Consider the following 15,136-nt stretch of genomic DNA (forward strand, 5'->3'; position numbering starts at 1 on the left):
AGGAAGTGGGGGTTTTTTTATTTTCAAAATTTATTTGCATAAATAAACCTATCCGCACATAAATCTGTAATGTCATAGTAAATTTATGGATTCGAAAGGTGATGCTACTTTTTGAAGAGCCTCTAAATAAGAAGGGGGAGGAAGTTCATTGACATCTAATCAAACATCTTCTATTCGTTTTACAGTAGAAGAATCTGTATGGTTTAAAAAAGGACAGGAAGTATCTGATTTACTTGCGATGTCATTAGATCCTGAAATTTCAGTTCAGGAACATGATGATTATATTTCAATACGAGGGTCATTAGTTCTGTCAGGGGAATATCATCCACTTGTTGTAGAAGAAGATCTAGATATTTTTTCACTTCGTGATACATCCATATATAGAACAGTCGATGAGGTTGTCGTAAATGAGAGCGGTACTCAAAGTATGAAGCACCGTTTCCCAATCGATATAACGATTCCAACCAATCGGATTCGCAGTCTTGAGGATGTATATGTACTGATAGAAGCATTTGATTATGAAATTCCTGAGCGTGGCAGATTGGAATTGAAAGCTGACCTTTGTATCAGCGGCATTGTAAATGAAAAAGAATCTTCAATGGCTGCTCGTAAGCAAGCAGCAGAGCTGGAGCAAATGCAAGAGAGACAACCAGCTATAAACGAAGATATTGTTGTAGAAGAACAACAAGCACTTAGCGGCTCGAGCAATGATCAAGAGGACAATGACAATATAGAAGAAAAATTTGCTGCACTAAGACAAAGTGTGTTTGATACACTAAACAGAACAACGATGGGTCAAGGTAAATTGGAAGAGGATAAGTTTCCATCCTTCCAAACCGAGGTTCGAAAGGATCCGAATAGTGTAGAGGAAGAAGACCTTGAGGTATTGAATAGGAATGTCATTGCTGAAGATGGTGAAGGTACTGCTATCAGTAATCGGGCAGAGGACAATTTGGTCGCCTTTGAAGATGAGGCTTTCATAGACAAAGAAGAATACTCAGGGAACCATGCTGTATTTGCGAATCGACTAGATGTATCAGAAGCTGAAGAGGAGGCTGAAGCGGAAATAGAGGTACCGGTTAACATTGTTTCCAACAAGGTGCTTTCTCCGAACATAGGCATGAAAGGGCGTTCTGAGTTAGCAGAACAAGGCTGGAATCCCAAAAGCTTATATTCACCTCAACAAACCATGTATAATACTTCGGGTACAAGAGAATATGTCGAAGAAGATGAAACACGTGCGGAATCCCCTAAGCGCTTAAAACGATCTGAAAATGCATTGTATTTAACAAAAATGCTTTCAGCTGAGGGGGAAGAGGACTTTTCAAAATTACGGCTTCGCATTGTCCAAAGCGGTGAAACATTGGGGACAATAGCTGAATCCTATGACATTACGGCAAATCAAATCATCCGTCTAAATGGTTTAAATGATGATGTCATAAAAGAGGGTCAGATTCTTTATATCCCTGAATATGCCGGTGTTGAAAAGTAATAGGCTTCCATAGGGGAGCCTTTCTTTTTCTAAATAAAAAGCTCTTATTCAGGGGATATCCTGCGAGGTGATTCATGTTGCAACAGCAAGCTATTCAACCGTATATGAGGATATTAAAAAGGTATAAGATTATTCCAGATTATGTCGAGGATTTTGGAAAAATAAAAAAAGTATATACCAAAAATGGTATATTTGCATTAAAGCAGGTGCAATTCAATGAAGAGCAGCGCACTCAGTTTATGAATACGATACAAAGCCTACATGGGAAAGGCTATAGGCATGTAATCCCGATTTATCAAACAATAAAAGGAAACTATCTTATTAGGTATAATCACAAGGAATATTATGTAATGCCATGGATTGAAAACAACCAAGCGAGGTACGAGGACAGCTATGGAGACATATTGAAAGAAGCTGCCAGACTTCATGCTTTAACCGAGGTAAAAGGGCCGGCAAACCAATCTAATTTTCAGCACTTTTTTGATAAATCTAAGATCAAAATTGATAAACGTAAACTTGATTATGAACGCTTTATTGAAAAATGTGAAAGAAAAATATATATGTCTCCTTTTGAACTCCTATTTTGCACGTATTTTATGCAACTCATACGAATGGAAGACGAGGCATTACGGCATCTAGAGAACTGGTTTGAGGCTGTTAAAGAAAAAAAGCAAGACCGCGTGGCAATCTGCCATGGAAATTTATCTCCAGGCCATTTGTTATATGATGAAAGCGGCCATAGCTATCTTATAAACTTTGAACGAACCTATACTGCATCTCCAATTTATGATCTACACGACTTTTTTAAGAAGCTATTTTACCATTACCCACAAAAAGCGAAGCTAGGCCCAAATCTTTATATGCAATATAATCGCAATAATCATTTAATGGAAGATGAAAAATTATTATTATTTTACTATTTAACCCAAACAGAGAATATCAATCAAATCATTCAACGCTATCAAAGCCATTCTTCCTTGTCCGAAATAAAAATGACAGCAACACTTCAGCGCTCCATTTGGAAAATGCAAGCAGCCCAAACGCTCGTTAGCCAAGTAAATGAAGCCACGCAGCAAGAATACAATACCACCAATGATACTGAATCTGAAGCAGTTGCAAAGGCAGAAGAAAATAGCCAGGGTCCTATGGAGCAGGCATAACTCCTACACTCAGTGGCAGTTACCGTATGGGGGGTGTGCCTGCAGAAGAGGGGTAGAACCAAAATTCAATGGAGTGTGGTACGACCCAGAAGGTGATATCATAAAGGACTGCGTGAGAAACATAAGTAAGGGCTGACCCCACATTTGCAGGGTCAGCCCTTATTATATCCACTCTAAATAAAAAGCAACTGCTGCCAGTACTAATAAGGAAAGTAAAATAACGTCAAATGTTGTAGGAAAGATTAGCGTTCGGATTGCTTGGAAAATGACAAGCGGCAATGTAATTTGCTCCAATACTAGTAGAAAATTACGTGCCCATGGGGGGAGACGAAACCGATAGAATCTGCTCATGTTCGTACTCCTTTCATTTATAAAATAAATCAAAGACGACTCGGAAAATATTTTTAATATTATCATATGATTCAAAGTGTTATAGAGTGATTGAAAATCTATTTTTTTTTGTAAAAATTTTTGCTGTGCTTGGTTATAGTTATATTGGTACCAAGGCTGACAAGAATGAGAGTAGGTACGCCCAGGTTTGTCTTCAAAACGGTAAAATGCAGACAAGATGGAGTGGGTGTCACCCCAGCTTGTCATCAAAATGGCAAAATGCGGACAAGAAGGAGCAGATGCCAGCCAAGCTTGTCTTCAAAACGGCAAAATGCGGACAAGAAAGAGAGTAGGCTGACCTAGATTGTCTTTAAAACGGCAAAATGTGGACAAATAGGCCCCGGTTTGTCTTTAAAAAGACAAAATGAAGCCAAGAAAATGCCAAGCCGCTACATCTTGTCCTAATACGGATATCATGATTCAGGAGTATATTAAGTTGTAATAATATAATACCCTGATTTACCATAGCCCACGTACTGAAAGTTGTTTGAAAGAATCCTTAGGATCGTTCTCTTAGACTTGTTTTTATTACACCACTCATAAATAGAATTAGTAGTAATCTTTTTATCTGGAAAAAGCATGTTAAATTCTTTCGCACTTCTTAAAATAGCGGAAGTAGTATCCTCATTGTATTCGCAGTTAGCACAAGTTAATGTTGCATCCAAAAACGATTGGCAGTTTGGACAAACAATGCCTTTAACCAATTCAGCATATTCATATTTAGGTAAACGTTTATACGGGGATTCGATTATATGTTTAGAAAGTAATTGTTCAGCGAGTTTTTTGTGGCGTCCATTTAATTTTGATTGATTTTTATTTAGTTTTTCCATAAAGCGATTCAGTTGTGTTGGAAAAATAATAGGTAGGTTGCGTGGGGCTTGATATAGGTGAAATTCAGGATTCATGAAGACTAGGTAAGATTTAATTGTAATGTTAATGCCGAGGTTTTGGATGAGTTGCCTTAGTAAGGATTCACTTCGAAGCAATTGTAGTAATGGATTTTTTATTTCTTTACCTGAATTTGCAAACCAATTTTCGCCATCTACGTAAAAATCACCTTCGTAATTTTTTACTTCAAATTGATAGAGGGTTTCTTGAGTAATGAGCAATGTGTCAATTTGGAAGGTGGTATTATTTACCTCAAATAGTAAATCATTTAGAATGAAGCGGTCATGAGAAAATTGCTCCAGCCACTTGTCGAATAATTGCTCACCTTCGAAGCCTTTTTCAAGTTTTAAATAATGCTTCACTTCTTCATCCGGAAAAGTTATCCGATTATATAAATAGCTTAATAGTGTTAACTCCTCAGATTTATAGCGGGGTTTTAAAATAGTCATGCACAACATTCCTCCTGCCTCGTATTTATCAAAATTAGTTTAGAGATACAAAGAAATGGATATAGTGTTATTGGTAGTATATTGAATTATCAAAATATTATCAATAAATTTCGTAATAAAATTACATTTTTCTACATTTTCATCCTTCCTGTCCAGCGTATTCAGTATGTATTCGAAAAAAATTGGGGATAATGTTGACGATTTGAATTTTTTACAGTTAATATATATTAAGTGAATGAAAAATCGGGAATGATGGACAATTCACTAAATAAATGCAGACAACATATTGATAAGCAATAGTTTGATAAATGCGATGACAGGGAAGAGTACTTCGTGAACCCTTCAGAGAGAGAGATTGATACGCTGGGAGATCTCTTAGGATGTAGCGTAGGAAGGTAGCCCTTTAGCAGCTTTTCTGAAAAATTTATACCAAGTAGGCATAACATGTGTATAGTAGGAAAAGCCGGTTACAGTCCGTTATCTGTTTGAGTGCATTGACATATTGGCTAAATGCGACTAGCCTTGCCATTCATCTATAGGCAGTCCATTGATTACTTTCCAAAGTAATCCTGGTCAAATTCAATGAAAAAAGGTGGTACCACGAAGAATAGCTTCTTTCGTCCTTTTATTGGATGGAGGGAGTTTTTTTATTTTCTAAAAAAAGCAAATACATAACTTCAAAATAGGAGGAGTTTTAATGAGTACACAAGAGATTAATTTACCTACAAAATATGATCCGCAAGCTGTTGAAGAAAACCGTTATGAGTGGTGGCTAAAAGGAAAATTCTTTGAAGCCGCCCCTGACTCAGGAAAAGAGCCATACACAATCGTTATTCCGCCGCCAAATGTAACAGGAAAGCTGCATCTTGGCCATGCTTGGGATACAACATTACAAGATATCCTGACAAGAATGAAAAGAATGCAGGGCTATGATGTATTATGGCTGCCAGGGATGGACCATGCCGGGATTGCTACCCAAGCGAAGGTGGAAGCAAAGCTTCGTGAAGAAGGCAAATCACGCTATGACCTAGGTCGTGAGAAGTTCCTTGAAAAATCTTGGGAATGGAAAGAGGAATACGCAAGCTTTATCCGCACCCAATGGTCTAAACTTGGTCTTGGACTTGATTACAGCCGGGAGCGTTTTACATTAGACGAAGGCCTTTCAAAGGCTGTTCGCGAGGTATTTGTAAAGCTTTATGAAAAAGGCCTCATCTACCGCGGCGAATACATTATTAACTGGGACCCACAAACAAAAACAGCCCTTTCCGACATCGAGGTTATTTACAAAGATGTTCAAGGTGCTTTTTACCATATGAACTATCCGTTAGCTGATGGCACAGGCTCTATTGAAGTTGCTACAACACGCCCTGAGACGATGCTTGGTGATACAGCAGTTGCCGTTCATCCTAAAGATGAAAGATATCAGCACTTAATTGGCAAAATGGTGAAGCTGCCAATCGTTGGCCGTGAAATTCCAATTGTAGCTGATGAGTATGTGGATATCGAATTTGGATCAGGTGCTGTAAAAATTACGCCTGCCCATGATCCGAATGACTTTGAAGTTGGTAACCGCCATAACTTAGAACGCATTTTAGTTATGAATGAAGATGGCACAATGAATGAAAATGCCGGCAAGTATCAAGGCTTAGACCGCTTTGAATGCCGCAAACAAATCGTGAAGGATCTTCAAGAACAAGGCGTGCTTTTTAAAATTGAAGACCATCTTCACTCCGTTGGCCACTCTGAGCGCAGTGGTGCAGTTGTGGAGCCATACCTTTCCACACAATGGTTTGTAAAAATGCAGCCACTTGCGGATGCGGCGGTTGAACTTCAACAACAAGGAGAAGGCAAAGTAAACTTTGTGCCAGAAAGATTTGAAAAAACATACTTGCATTGGTTGGAAAATATCCGCGATTGGTGTATTTCCCGTCAGCTATGGTGGGGCCACCGTATTCCTGCTTGGTATCATAAAGAAACAGGCGAAATTTATGTTGGCCACGAAGCTCCGGCAGATGCGGAAAATTGGAATCAAGATGAAGACGTTTTAGATACATGGTTCAGCTCAGCGTTATGGCCATTTTCAACATTAGGCTGGCCAGATGAAAATGCTGATGATTTCAAACGTTATTATCCGACTGATTGTTTAGTAACAGGCTATGATATCATTTTCTTCTGGGTATCAAGAATGATTTTCCAAGGACTTGAATTTACTGAAAAACGTCCATTCAAGGATGTGCTTATTCATGGACTTGTTCGCGATGCTGAAGGTCGTAAAATGAGTAAATCACTTGGCAACGGTGTTGACCCAATGGATGTTATTGAAAAATATGGTGCCGATTCATTACGCTACTTCTTAGCAACAGGAAGCTCACCGGGTCAAGATTTGCGCTTTGTTTGGGAAAAAGTTGAATCCACATGGAATTTTGCCAATAAGATTTGGAATGCATCCCGCTTTGCCCTCATGAACATGAATGGCATGAAATATGAAGAGCTTGATCTATCAGGAGAAAAATCAGTTGCAGACAAGTGGATTTTAACACGCTTAAACGAAACGATTGAATCTGTAACAAAAATGGCTGATAAATATGAATTCGGTGAAGTGGGCCGTGTTCTTTATAACTTCATCTGGGATGATGTTTGTGACTGGTATATTGAAATGGCGAAGCTTCCATTATACGGTGAAGATGAAGCTGCGAAAAAGACAACACGTTCAGTATTAGCTTATGTGTTAGACAATACGATGCGTCTGTTGCACCCATTCATGCCGTTTATTACCGAGGAAATTTGGCAGGCACTTCCACATGAAGGCGAGTCCATCACAGTTGCAAAATGGCCTGAAGTTCGTGCTGAGCTTACAGACCATGCAGCGGCTGACGAAATGAAGCTATTGGTGGATATTATCCGTTCTGTACGTAATATTCGCGCTGAAGTAAATACACCATTAAGTAAGCAAATTAAGCTGAATATTAAAGCGAAAACCGCTGATATTTTAGCAAGCTTAGAAAACAATCGCGATTATATCGTTCGTTTCTGTAACCCGAGTGAGTTAACAATTGCAACGGAAATCACAGCAGACGAAAAGGCGATGACTGCTGTAGTAACTGGTGCAGAATTATCTCTACCACTTGAAGGCTTAATAAATCTCGATGAAGAAATTGCCCGTCTTGAAAAAGAATTAGAAAAACTAAATGCTGAAGTTGATCGCGTTCAGAAGAAATTAGGCAATGAGAAATTCGTATCTAAAGCTCCTGCCAATGTCGTTGAAGAAGAGCGCAAAAAAGAACAAGATTACCTTGAAAAGCGGGCAACAGTGGAAGCACGCATTCAAGAATTAAGAGGTTAAGCAATGTGGGACACGAAACCTGTCCCCTTGTCCCAAACAGCAAATCCCCGGTGGATTTGCTGTTTTATTTTTGTAGGCAAATAATGATTTTAATGCATTTCTAATAGTTAGTTAACAATAGGCAAGCACTTCTTTCATACGATGTGTTAAGTATCTTGAAAGGAGAAGATAAATGGGCCACCTCCTAACTTTACTGATTTTGGGGTTTGCTGTTAGTCTTGACAGTTTTAGTGTCGGCCTTACCTATGGGATAAGAAGGGTTTCAATACCGTTAAAATCAATAATAGTTATAGCCATATGCACATTTACAGTTCTTTTAGTGGCGATGGGAATTGGAACAGGGATTGAGGCTTTTCTTTCCGCTAAGGCAGCAGAAATATTGGGGGGCTGTATTCTAATTGCAATTGGCATATGGCTGTTAGTTCAATTTTTTACTACTGGAAAAAAAGAAGGAAAACCAGAAAAAGAAATTCTTGTTGACTTTGAAATAAAGTCATTGGGCATTATCATCAAGGTATTGAGAAAGCCGATGGTTGCGGACCTGGATCAATCAGGGACCATCAAGGGAATTGAGGCTTTTATTTTAGGTTTTGCACTATCTATCGATTCCTTTGGTGCAGGTATCGGTGCAGCATTAATCGATTTACCGCCAGTTTTGTGTGCTTTATTTATTTCTGTCGCATCTGCTCTATTTTTAATTGCAGGAATTAAGATAGGAGAATTTTTTAGAAATATTAGCTGGATCGGAAAAATCACCTTTCTTCCGGGTGTGCTCCTTATTTTAATCGGTATCCTTAAGATGTAAAAAAAAAGCAAATCTCAAGTCTAACATGAGATTTGCTTTTTTTAATTCTTTTCAATTTTATTGATCTCTTCTAAAAAGCGATCATATTCCTTTTTATTATTTTCAAGATATTGAACTAAGTCGACGATTCTGTCAATCGAGTCCCAACTAAGATGGTGTTCAATTCCTTCGACATCATTATAGATATTCTCCTTTTTCACCCCGATGAGCTCCAAAAATTGTTCCAACAATTCATGCCGATATAATAAACGTTGCCCAATTTTTTTCCCCTTTGGTGTGAGAACGATGCCCCGATACTTTTCATATATAAGATAATCGTCTTTATCTAATTTTTGAACCATTTTCGTAACAGAAGAGGGTTGAACGGATAAATTCTCCGCAATATCTGACACTCTCGCATATCCCTTTTGGTCTATTAATAAATATATTTGTTCCAAATAGTCTTCCATACTCGGTGTTGGCATACGAATACCACCTTCAAAAAAGTCAGTGCAACTTTTATTATATAGGAAGACAATCGGTACTACAATAAATTGTGGGAAAATAACACATCCATCTGGATCTAACCCAATTCAAAAATCTACACCAACCCTAATGCCCTAACCGTCGCTGCGATGATAAATGTTACTAGTATAGCAATCGTAGTTGGGATAAGAAACGCGAGAAAAGTCCATTTCTTACTCTTAGTTTCTTTGTAAATATTAAGTAAAGTCGTTCCACATGGGTAATGCAAAAGTGAAAATAGCATCATATTTAAAGCTGTTAACCATGTCCAGCCTTGGTTGATAAAAATTTGTTTCACCTCAGACAGACTTTCAATATTTAGTAAAGCCCCTTGTGATAAATACCCCATTAAAAGAATCGGTACGACGATTTCATTTGCGGGCAATCCAAGTATAAAGGCGGCTAGAATAAATCCATCTAAACCTAGCATTCTTGCAAAAGGATCAAGAAAACTAACAAAATACATAAGGATGGAGCTATCGCCAATATAGATATTAGCTAACACCCACGTAATAATGGAAGCTGGAGCAGCAACGATGATGGCCCTTTTTAAAACATATCGGGACTTATCAAGGCTTGCTCGGACAACAGTGTTCCAAATCTTCGGCCGGCGATAAGGCGGCAACTCCAATGTATAATGAGAAGGCACACCTTTTAATAATGTCTTCGATAAAAGCCATGATACAAATAAGGTTACGGCAATGCCGATTAATACTAAAATCATAACAGTTCCTGCTGTTACGAGGGTTGCCATTCCACCGCTGAAGCTTGATGCCATATATAAAGAAGCAACTAAAATTAATGTTGGCCAACGACCATTACACGGTACAAAATTGTTCGTTAAAATCGCCAACATTCTCTCACGGGGAGACTCAATAATTCTTGTGGCCATAATGGCTGCAGCATTACAGCCAAATCCCATCGCCATAGTCAACCCTTGCTTCCCATGGGCGCCAACACCCTTGAAAAGGCGGTCAAGATTAAAAGCTACCCGTGGCAAATAACCATAATTCTCTAAAAGTGCAAATAGCGGAAAGAAAATCGCCATTGGCGGTAGCATCACGCTTACCACCCATGCAGTTCCACGGAAAAACCCTAGTACTAAGACACCATGCAGCCAATTTGGCGCATGAATCAACTTGAAAAATTGAGTTAGTAACCCCTCAATCCAGCCAAATCCATTGGCAATCATTTCTGATGGAACATTGGCTCCGGCAATTGTAATCCAAAAAACGAAGCCGAGCATAAGAAACATAATCGGAAATCCAAAAATTCGTGATGTTAAAACCGCATCAATCTTTTCTGTTTTCCATTTTTCTTTGTCTTTATAGGACACGACATTTTTACAGATTGCGGAGCTTTCTTTATATATGTTTTCGACAATTTCATCACGTATTTCTTCGTTCACTATTGTTGAAGCATATTTCGCAATGTCAGCCAAGGAATGGTGCGGTAATGGCAGCTGCCCCCTCATATTGTCCCCAACCTTTCTGTTAAGCGATCCACTAACCCTTTGTCTCCATCCAAAAGCCGTAAAGTAAGCCAACGTGATGGCAAGCGATTGCCTACTAATCTTTTAATATAGGGCTCCAGTTCAGCGATCTTCTTTTCCAATTCAGGTGAATAATTAATTTTATAAATAGTTGTACTAATCTCCCCATGGACAAGGTCGTGGATTGTTTTAAATAAATGATTGAATCCTTTTTTGTTTCTTGCAGAAATCTTTACAACCGGTACCTTTAGTTGTTTTGACAACCCTGTTTCGTTAATGAAAACACCCTTTTTTTCCGCTTCATCAATTAAATTAACGCAAACAATTACCTTATCAGTCATTTCCAAAACTTGAAGGGCAAGATTTAAATTCCGCTCTAATGCAGTTGCATCAACAACGACTAAGGTTACATCTGGATTTTCAAAAAGAATATAATCCCTTGCGACCTCCTCATCCACGGAGTTGGAATACAAAGAATAAGTACCAGGCAGGTCGATGATTTGGTATGTTTCATTTAAAAATTGAAAGGATCCTTCAGCCATTTCAACGGTTTTACCTGCCCAATTTCCTGTATGCTGTTTTAAGCCAGTCAGGGCGTTAAAAAGAGTGCTCTTCCCGGTGTTTGGATTGCCGGCTAAAGCAATTCTGTATGTGTTCATGATGATATCCCCCTTACTTACTCAATTTTTTTACAAAGATTTGAGAACTTTCCTCCCGTCTGAGAGCAATTGTTGTGTTGTTGACACGATAGGCCGCTGGATCCCCTAATGGACTTTTTTGTAGAACATCCACGTGTGCTCCTTTAATGAAACCTAAGTCCAATAATCGACGGCGTAAAATCCCTTGAATGGATATGCTCTCGATAACAGCTGTGTCACCATTTTCACATTGTGAAAGTGCAACTATATATTCAGTCATAAAAATTAACCTCGCTCAAAATAGTTATATAGACGCTAAAAAGTTTCCCTTGGGAAAGTTTTAATATATTTTATGCAATTTCCAATAGAAAGTAAACTATTTTGTTTAGAAAATATATTCTATTTAACCGCCTAGGTTGACAATCAGAAAGAGTTGTTCATAAAATTGGGGACAGGGGGACAGGTTTCGTGTCCCATAGTGAAAACAAATGAAAACTTAATTATAGGTGGGTGGGACACGAAACCTGTCCCCCTGTCCCAAGGAGGTTTTTACATATGACAACAGAATTTAACGAAGCACTTGAGTGGTTAAATAGCCGGCTGACATTTGGAGTTAAGCCTGGATTAGAGCGCATGAACTATATGCTTGCAGAGTTAAGACATCCTGAAAGAAGATTGAAGACGGTTCATGTTGCAGGGACGAATGGAAAAGGCTCAACGGTAAGTTTTATGAGTCATATTTTACAAGAAGCAGGCTATGTTGTTGGTACGTTTACTTCACCATATATTGAAAGCTTTAATGAAAGAATCAGTGTAAACGGTGAGCCGATATCAGACGAGGATTTTGTTGAGGTTATAAATAAAATAAAACCAATTGTTGAGAAATGTGAAGCAACCGAGCACGGAGCACCAACTGAATTTGAAGTATTGACAGTGATTGCTCTTGAATATTTTGCAAGACATGCTGTTCCAGATATTACATTATTTGAAACAGGCCTAGGCGGGCGTCTTGATTCAACAAATGTGATTTATCCGCTTGTGTCGGTCATTACAAATATCGGCCAAGACCATCTCAATATTCTTGGTGATACAATCGAGGAGATTGCGAAAGAAAAAGCAGGCATTATCAAGTCTGGAACTCCAGTAGTAACTGCTGTTGAACAGCCCGAAGCAAAACAAATTATCATGGATACGGCAAAATCCAAAAATGCCAAGTTCTATCATTTAGGCAAGCAATATAAATATGAGGGACTAACCCTACAAAATGACCATGAAACATTTACGTTCCAATCATCTTTTCGTCGGCTAGAAAATCTTGAAATCACGATGAAAGGTGAGCATCAAGTAAAAAATGCTGTAACAGCACTGATGGCACTGGAGTATTTAAGACAATACTTTGCCTTTATCATTGATGAGGAGCATGTAAGAAACGGCCTATTGAAAACAGCATGGAAAGGCCGTTTTGAAAAAGTATCCGATGAGCCGCTGATTTATATTGACGGCGCCCACAACCCAGAAGGCATAGAAACATTATGTCAGACAATACAGCGCTATTATCCTGATAAAAAAGTCCATATTGTTTTTTCTGCCATGAAGGACAAGCTTTTAAAAGAAATGATAGAACAACTGGACAGCGCTTCGGTTAAAATTACGTTCACTCAATTTGATTTTCCGCGCTGTGCTGATGCAAAAGGCTTGTTTGACTTATCAACTTCAGCAACCAAGCACCTTGAAGAAGATTGGAAAAAAGCGATCGAGGATGAAAAGCAAGCAATACGTAACACTAAGGATGAAATCCTAATTATTACAGGCTCTTTATATTTTATTTCGCAAGTTCGTGGTTTTCTTGTGGAAAACAGGTAGAAATGAAAAGCGGTCCAACCTAAACAAACTGTTTATGTTGAGCCGCTTTTTTAATATTCAACTATGATGGAGTCTCCATCCATAGTCCAGCCTAAAAATGGCTCATTCCCACTAGTTGTGGTGGCAAGAGGTGATTGACTTATATAGGAATAGGTGGAGGCGCAAATTCCTCTTGATTTACTTTCATTGCAATACTCCGAGTAATTACGAGGGAGGTCACTATTATCCGCGACATAGACTGTCCCAGTGACTTTAATTAACATTTGGTTACCCCAATTTGTTTTAAAGCTCGTTACATCACCAAATAGATAAGCATCTCCATTAATGGTGATGTTACCATTTACAGCCCCGGTAATATCCTTAAAGTAGGCATCCCCATTTTGAACAAGAAGCGAGGATTGATTGCCAATCGTTAGCTTCCCATTGACATATAAATTTCCAGAGCTTATGACAATGTTGCTTTGATTATTTACTAATTCCAGCCCACCGTTCATATAAAGTCCATCGACAAGGATATCCGACTTTTTGTCAACAACACTAATACTGTCAATAAAGATGTTGCTTTTATTATTGCAAAGTTCAAGCTTTGGGCAAATGCTGAAATTAGAAGGAGGGGATGGAAAAGTAATATTGCCCCCGGTATTATTTCCGCTGCTTGCAACGCTGAGATTATTAATAATAAAACTTCCATTGATATTTTTCTTAAAGCCGAGATAATTTCCTTCACTCACGAAGTTGACTTTGATCCGATTGCAGTCACTTCGATTTACGGTTACATCCCTAATTGCTGCTTGATAGCCAGACCTCATGACAGCCGGAATAGCTGGAAAATCATCAAATTGTATAGAACTGCAGAAAAGCCGTGTAAGCTCATCTATACCAGCTTTAGGATTATTTGAATGGTAATCTTTTACGCCGGTTTCAACCTTTTTTATTTGTCCAAGGGAATATTGCCTGAAATAAAGAATGCCCATTTCAGCCAAATCTGTAGCTTGTATTTGTTTTTGGCTCATGCTGGTTTGTTTCGAAGCATTTAAGACAGTTGCCATTAATACGGTTGAAAACGTTAAAATGACAATTATGATTAATAGAACGGTAAGGAGTGCGGAACCTCGATTATTGTATAAGTTATTCATAATGATCACAGCCCTAAACACGAATAATCCCAGTTTTAATTTCAAATGATTTACTGCTATTTTGTTTTGTTACTGTCATTTTTAAGTGTAATTGATTAATATCTGGCGTAACGGTAAATAACTGGCTTTCCGAAATGATTTCATTGTTGATGTCTATTTCAAATTGATAGTTTCGATTTCCAAGTGTGTCTACCATACCATTTGGATAGGTTACGATATAAACATTTTCATTTTTATCGTAGGAAATAGTGTAACTTTGATGTTGCTGGTGAATCGTTCTCAGTTGTGTAATAAATAGATTTGCTTCCTGCTCTAGAAGTTGCTCGGACGTAATATTGTTATAACTATTCATACTATTGATAAGAACAGAGGCAGCAATACCAAGAATAATGGTTGAAATGGCTAGCGCTGCTAATAACTCTACTAATGTTAATCCACTTTTATTTATTAAAAAAATTTGTTTTAAAGATTGGCCTCGTATACATCTTCCGCCCATGCTTTCATGAACCTTCCAAAAAATGATAGACCTCAGCAACGACTGAATGGTCTGCGTTCTCAATGAAAACGTGAATCAAATAAAGGGGGTAGTTTTCATCCTTTCTTAGTTCAAGTTTTAGTATAAATTGCTGCTTTGAATCGACAAAATAATGGCTATCGTCAATACCTAAAATGGCTTTCTCTTGTTCGGTAAATGGTTGTTCAAATGTTTTGCTACGTTGGAAAACAGCACTGTTGCTTTTCATAGTCGCAATCACCTCTTGAGCAAGGTTGACGGCTGTCAATTGCTGCTTATTTCTATTTGTGAATAAGGCAGATTGACTGAAAAAGCCAAAAAATGTTAAAAGAATAATCGATAAAATGACAACTGCTACTAAAACTTCAATAAGTGTAAACCCTTTGCTGCCCCTTTTTGTAAACACATTCAATCACTGAACCTTTCAAAGAACAGTTTAAAAATTATTATTTGCAATTTGAG

At 38.1% G+C, this 15,136-nt stretch carries 15 protein-coding genes and 1 other annotated feature; of the genes, 6 read left to right on the plus strand and 9 right to left on the minus strand.

Annotated elements, in window-relative coordinates; all coding sequences use genetic code 11:
- Positions 1–148 precede the first annotated feature (148 nt).
- Positions 149–1,492, plus strand: coding sequence for a stage VI sporulation protein D (gene spoVID, locus ACNQFZ_RS15980; protein WP_458412316.1), 1,344 nt, complete (start codon positions 149–151; stop codon positions 1,490–1,492).
- A gap of 74 nt (positions 1,493–1,566) precedes the next feature.
- Positions 1,567–2,652 carry a spore coat protein YsxE gene (ysxE, locus tag ACNQFZ_RS15985; RefSeq protein ID WP_458412317.1) on the plus strand — a complete coding sequence of 362 codons (1,086 nt, stop codon included), beginning with the start codon at positions 1,567–1,569 and terminating at the stop codon, positions 2,650–2,652.
- A 162-nt stretch (positions 2,653–2,814) separates the two neighbouring features.
- Here ysxE and ACNQFZ_RS15990 read toward each other — a convergent pair whose 3' ends face one another.
- Positions 2,815–3,003: a hypothetical protein gene (locus tag ACNQFZ_RS15990; protein WP_458412318.1), complete on the minus strand. Its 189-nt coding sequence runs from the start codon at positions 3,001–3,003 to the stop codon at positions 2,815–2,817.
- 86 nt (positions 3,004–3,089) lie between these two features.
- Here ACNQFZ_RS15990 and ACNQFZ_RS15995 point away from each other — a divergent pair, with 86 nt between their 5' ends.
- Complete coding sequence (locus ACNQFZ_RS15995; RefSeq protein ID WP_458412319.1) at positions 3,090–3,335, plus strand: hypothetical protein; 246 nt, start codon at positions 3,090–3,092, stop codon at positions 3,333–3,335.
- Between the two features lie 138 nt (positions 3,336–3,473).
- Here the strand turns inward: ACNQFZ_RS15995 and ACNQFZ_RS16000 are convergent, their stop codons facing one another.
- The gene (locus tag ACNQFZ_RS16000; RefSeq protein ID WP_458412320.1) at positions 3,474–4,379 is read right to left on the minus strand and encodes a nuclease-related domain-containing protein; all 906 of its coding nucleotides are present in this window, start codon (positions 4,377–4,379) and stop codon (positions 3,474–3,476) included.
- Positions 4,380–4,683: 304 nt separating this feature from the next.
- Positions 4,684–5,007 (plus strand) — a binding site (T-box leader).
- A gap of 69 nt (positions 5,008–5,076) precedes the next feature.
- On the opposite strand from ACNQFZ_RS16000, the gene ACNQFZ_RS16005 reads away from it, so the two are divergent.
- Both ACNQFZ_RS16005 and ytaF read left to right on the plus strand, forming a co-directional pair.
- Entirely contained in the window at positions 5,077–7,722 is a 2,646-nt protein-coding gene (locus tag ACNQFZ_RS16005; RefSeq protein ID WP_458412321.1) for a valine--tRNA ligase, read from the plus strand.
- A 172-nt stretch (positions 7,723–7,894) separates the two neighbouring features.
- Positions 7,895–8,527 (plus strand): sporulation membrane protein YtaF, encoded by a 633-nt coding sequence (gene ytaF / locus ACNQFZ_RS16010; protein WP_458412322.1) that lies wholly within the window; start codon positions 7,895–7,897, stop codon positions 8,525–8,527.
- A gap of 41 nt (positions 8,528–8,568) precedes the next feature.
- On the opposite strand, the gene mntR is transcribed toward ytaF, so the two are convergent.
- From mntR to ACNQFZ_RS16030, 4 genes are all read right to left on the minus strand, one after another.
- Positions 8,569–8,991 carry a transcriptional regulator MntR gene (gene mntR, locus ACNQFZ_RS16015; protein WP_458412323.1) on the minus strand — a complete coding sequence of 141 codons (423 nt, stop codon included), beginning with the start codon at positions 8,989–8,991 and terminating at the stop codon, positions 8,569–8,571.
- A gap of 116 nt (positions 8,992–9,107) precedes the next feature.
- Positions 9,108–10,505 (minus strand): nucleoside recognition domain-containing protein, encoded by a 1,398-nt coding sequence (locus ACNQFZ_RS16020; RefSeq protein ID WP_458412324.1) that lies wholly within the window; start codon positions 10,503–10,505, stop codon positions 9,108–9,110.
- Positions 10,502–11,182, minus strand: coding sequence for a FeoB small GTPase domain-containing protein (locus tag ACNQFZ_RS16025; protein ID WP_458412325.1), 681 nt, complete (start codon positions 11,180–11,182; stop codon positions 10,502–10,504). Before ACNQFZ_RS16025 ends, ACNQFZ_RS16020 begins: the two co-directional genes overlap by 4 nt.
- 13 nt (positions 11,183–11,195) lie before the next feature.
- Complete coding sequence (locus tag ACNQFZ_RS16030) at positions 11,196–11,441, minus strand: FeoA family protein (protein WP_458412326.1); 246 nt, start codon at positions 11,439–11,441, stop codon at positions 11,196–11,198.
- A gap of 275 nt (positions 11,442–11,716) precedes the next feature.
- Between ACNQFZ_RS16030 and ACNQFZ_RS16035 the strand changes: the two genes are divergently transcribed.
- The gene (locus tag ACNQFZ_RS16035) at positions 11,717–13,024 is read left to right on the plus strand and encodes a bifunctional folylpolyglutamate synthase/dihydrofolate synthase (protein ID WP_458412327.1); all 1,308 of its coding nucleotides are present in this window, start codon (positions 11,717–11,719) and stop codon (positions 13,022–13,024) included.
- A 50-nt stretch (positions 13,025–13,074) separates the two neighbouring features.
- Here the strand turns inward: ACNQFZ_RS16035 and ACNQFZ_RS16040 are convergent, their stop codons facing one another.
- Genes ACNQFZ_RS16040 through ACNQFZ_RS16050 form a run of 3 tightly spaced genes read right to left on the minus strand, consistent with a single transcriptional unit; the run spans position 13,075 to position 15,080 of the window.
- Positions 13,075–14,205, minus strand: coding sequence for a hypothetical protein (locus ACNQFZ_RS16040; RefSeq protein WP_458412328.1), 1,131 nt, complete (start codon positions 14,203–14,205; stop codon positions 13,075–13,077).
- Positions 14,174–14,656, minus strand: coding sequence for a PulJ/GspJ family protein (locus tag ACNQFZ_RS16045; RefSeq protein WP_458412329.1), 483 nt, complete (start codon positions 14,654–14,656; stop codon positions 14,174–14,176). The genes ACNQFZ_RS16040 and ACNQFZ_RS16045 overlap by 32 nt, the downstream gene beginning before the upstream one ends.
- Before the next feature lie 4 nt (positions 14,657–14,660).
- On the minus strand, positions 14,661–15,080 hold the full coding sequence (locus ACNQFZ_RS16050; RefSeq protein ID WP_458412330.1) for a type IV pilus modification PilV family protein: 420 nt from the start codon (positions 15,078–15,080) through the stop codon (positions 14,661–14,663).
- Between the last annotated feature and the right edge of the window lie 56 nt (positions 15,081–15,136).

It is taken from the genome of Schinkia acidoalkalinis, assembly GCF_054301215.1.

Coding starts and splice junctions, on each gene's coding strand:
- ysxE (WP_458412317.1), top strand. CDS start 1,567: ATGTTGCAACAGCAAGCTATTCAACCGTATATGAGGATATTAAAAAGG.
- ACNQFZ_RS15990 (WP_458412318.1), bottom strand. CDS start 3,003: ATGAGCAGATTCTATCGGTTTCGTCTCCCCCCATGGGCACGTAATTTT.
- ACNQFZ_RS16000 (WP_458412320.1), bottom strand. CDS start 4,379: ATGACTATTTTAAAACCCCGCTATAAATCTGAGGAGTTAACACTATTA.
- ACNQFZ_RS16005 (WP_458412321.1), top strand. CDS start 5,077: ATGAGTACACAAGAGATTAATTTACCTACAAAATATGATCCGCAAGCT.
- ytaF (WP_458412322.1), top strand. CDS start 7,895: ATGGGCCACCTCCTAACTTTACTGATTTTGGGGTTTGCTGTTAGTCTT.
- mntR (WP_458412323.1), bottom strand. CDS start 8,991: ATGCCAACACCGAGTATGGAAGACTATTTGGAACAAATATATTTATTA.
- ACNQFZ_RS16020 (WP_458412324.1), bottom strand. CDS start 10,505: ATGAGGGGGCAGCTGCCATTACCGCACCATTCCTTGGCTGACATTGCG.
- ACNQFZ_RS16025 (WP_458412325.1), bottom strand. CDS start 11,182: ATGAACACATACAGAATTGCTTTAGCCGGCAATCCAAACACCGGGAAG.
- ACNQFZ_RS16030 (WP_458412326.1), bottom strand. CDS start 11,441: ATGACTGAATATATAGTTGCACTTTCACAATGTGAAAATGGTGACACA.
- ACNQFZ_RS16035 (WP_458412327.1), top strand. CDS start 11,717: ATGACAACAGAATTTAACGAAGCACTTGAGTGGTTAAATAGCCGGCTG.
- ACNQFZ_RS16045 (WP_458412329.1), bottom strand. CDS start 14,656: ATGGGCGGAAGATGTATACGAGGCCAATCTTTAAAACAAATTTTTTTA.